Origin of the sequence: Phormidesmis priestleyi ULC007 (genome assembly GCF_003003695.1) — a bacterium.
Lineage (GTDB): Bacteria > Cyanobacteriota > Cyanobacteriia > Leptolyngbyales > Leptolyngbyaceae > Phormidesmis_A > Phormidesmis_A priestleyi_A.
This window is the reverse complement of the sequence record NZ_PVWG01000102.1, coordinates 1-2388: the sequence shown is the minus strand read 5'-3', so window position 1 is coordinate 2388 and position 2388 is coordinate 1. Positions and strand designations below refer to the sequence as shown.

The window sequence follows — 2388 nt, the reverse complement described above, 5'->3', positions numbered from 1 at the left end:
TCAATCAGCATCTTCTCGAGCGCTTTATTGCCACCTTAGACTTGGAGCCAACCTTGATTAAATCCCACCCCAACTATCCAACCCTTTGTGACTACGGCATTATCGCCGCCTAAATTTGTCCGAAGTGTTGATTAACACAATACCCCGGACAGTTTTTTGAACGGTTCTATAAGGTTTTCAGGGCTTACGGTTCCAAGATCGAGCTATTTTTTCAAAGTTAGCTCTGCCCCTGACTTGGAAAAAAAGATCCCGCTTACGGCAGGATGCGGGTTTGAGCCTTAAAACCTGCTCAAATTTTGTCCGGAGTATTGTTAACAATAACTTTGATTTTATCTTTTGGCACTTTAGAGTCGCTTTCAAATATAGTCTTAGATTCAACAGAATAGTCTAAGAATCTCGTTCTATTTTGGTCTTGCTCAGTGATATTAGTGACTGAAATTGTTATTAATCCACCAGCATCAGCGGTGAATATAGTGTTAGCTATCTTTCCTAGTTTAAACCTCATTGACTTCAGCTCTTTTTTGACAAGCATATTGATCCAGCAAAGTCATAAAAGTTTTTAAGAACCTCATAGTATTTGTGATTAGAGTATCTAAAATCTCATGGAGCTTTTGCTGATTCTGCGGCATAACGTTCGCGCTCACCGGACGCAGATCACCTTTGCATCTCAACCGATTACGTTTATACGTTCCGGTGCAGCGCGGTTGTTAGACCGCGCCGTTTACCCGACTCGGAGCTACCTGGACAGAAAGAATTGATAAACTATTAATATAGAACCCAGAGGTCAAAAACTTATGGTTAGGAACTCCTCAATTATCAGCGCATCTCCAGAGATTATGGGGGGAACCCCAGTGTTTGTTGGAACTAGGGTTCCTGTGCAGACGCTTCTGGACTATCTTAAAGCGGGAGAATCAATCGATGATTTCTTGGATGGATTTCCAACCGTGACTAGAGAGCAGGTCATCGCCTTGCTGGAAGAGGCAGGAAAACAGCTTGTTGGCATGGTGGCGTAGCATGAAGCTACTGTTGGATGAATGCATAGATCGAAAATTTGCCAGAGAATTACTTGGCTATGAGGTGAAAACAGTTCCACAAATGGGATGGACAGGAGTAAAGAATGGTCAACTTCTTGCTCTTGCAGAAGCAGAGTTTGACGTTTTTATTACAGTTGATCGCAACTTATCGTTTCAGCAGAATCTGCCACAGTTTGGTATTGCCGTAATTGTTTTGCAAGCACCATCCAATCGTTTGTCAGACCTGAAGCCTCTAGCATCAGAGGTTTTAGCTATTATAACTACCGTAGCTAAAGGACAGGCTACGGTAGTCGGCGCATGAAGGTAGAGATGGGCAGTGCCCACCCTACTACTACTACTACTCAAAAATTATTCATAGACCGTTTTTACCACCACCACTATTGCCGCCTTGTTTTGAACTCCCACTGTTTCCGCTTGGACGACCTGTTCTCTCCAAAAAGTTCTCTATTCTCTCATTTGGTTCAGGTTGAGAACCTTTTGGGTTTGCCACATCAGATTCAACCAAGGCTTTTCCAAGATCAATAGCATCCTTGGCAATACCGAGTACTTTTTCAACAAGTTTTTCGGTGATAACGTTACCAACTCTCTCAGCAGTATCAGTTTGTGCCATGACTGATAAGCGTGTTGTGATTGAGGCAGCTATTGAAGGTCTTACTGAAAGGGAAACTGTTAGCAACAAACAAACGGATAGGCAGTAGAACGTATTAAAGATCAGTGCTATCCAACGAAGTGTTTTCTTGTCAGTTCTCATGCTTGTATCTCCTTGCACAAAATAAGTAAGAAAGTGTGGCTCAGTAGATGCAGTTAACAGTACTGGAGTGAACTTTTTCTCCATCAAAGTTTTGCTACCTAAGAATGCAAGCTTCAACAAAAATTTTCGGATAACGCACAGCCCTGTGGTAGCTCAATCTTGAGGATAAATAGATGCTGTTGGGTACACCACCCCCATGGACAACTCAGCGGGCTAACTTCTTTTTAGAGAGAAAGTTTCCGTAGATCCATCCCAAAACAGGTGGATCGGCAGAAGTTTTCTGCATATCACCCTAAATTGGGTGGATCGGCAGAAATTTTCCGCATATTAACCTAACTAAGGTGGATCGGCAGAAATTTTCCGCATATCTTCAGATTTGTGCGAGTAATTATACGAGTATTATTAAGCACATAATGTACTGATGTGACCAAACTGCTCATGGAACCGCGCCCGAAAAAGCTTTTAGACCAACTGCGTGACACGATTCGGCTCAAGCATTATGCTTACCGCACCGAAGAAACCTATGTATACTCTAATCGGCTAAGAGCTGGACTTTTTTGAAGGATTGAAACTTCCAACTCATCAGGCTTTTTAGCTTGTCGT

At 42.5% G+C, this 2388-nt stretch carries 6 protein-coding genes; 4 read left to right on the top strand and 2 right to left on the bottom strand.

Features of this window, described 5'->3' with window-relative positions; translation table 11 throughout:
- Positions 1–289: 289 nt before the first annotated feature.
- Positions 290–532: a hypothetical protein gene (locus tag C7B65_RS26770; protein ID WP_073075356.1), complete on the bottom strand. Its 243-nt coding sequence runs from the start codon at positions 530–532 to the stop codon at positions 290–292.
- 70 nt (positions 533–602) lie between these two features.
- Between C7B65_RS26770 and C7B65_RS28220 the strand changes: the two genes are divergently transcribed.
- From C7B65_RS28220 to C7B65_RS26760, 3 genes are read left to right on the top strand one after another with little or no spacing between them, the layout of a single operon-like run.
- Entirely contained in the window at positions 603–758 is a 156-nt protein-coding gene (locus tag C7B65_RS28220) for a hypothetical protein (protein WP_181314517.1), read from the top strand.
- A 36-nt stretch (positions 759–794) separates the two neighbouring features.
- On the top strand, positions 795–1013 hold the full coding sequence (locus C7B65_RS26765) for a DUF433 domain-containing protein (protein ID WP_073075355.1): 219 nt from the start codon (positions 795–797) through the stop codon (positions 1011–1013).
- A gap of 1 nt (position 1014) precedes the next feature.
- On the top strand, positions 1015–1335 hold the full coding sequence (locus C7B65_RS26760) for a DUF5615 family PIN-like protein (protein ID WP_073075354.1): 321 nt from the start codon (positions 1015–1017) through the stop codon (positions 1333–1335).
- A 51-nt stretch (positions 1336–1386) separates the two neighbouring features.
- Here the strand turns inward: C7B65_RS26760 and C7B65_RS26755 are convergent, their stop codons facing one another.
- Positions 1387–1785 carry a hypothetical protein gene (locus C7B65_RS26755; protein WP_181314516.1) on the bottom strand — a complete coding sequence of 133 codons (399 nt, stop codon included), beginning with the start codon at positions 1783–1785 and terminating at the stop codon, positions 1387–1389.
- Positions 1786–2208: 423 nt separating this feature from the next.
- Here C7B65_RS26755 and C7B65_RS26750 point away from each other — a divergent pair, with 423 nt between their 5' ends.
- Complete coding sequence (locus C7B65_RS26750) at positions 2209–2346, top strand: hypothetical protein (protein WP_244913302.1); 138 nt, start codon at positions 2209–2211, stop codon at positions 2344–2346.
- Positions 2347–2388 lie beyond the last annotated feature (42 nt).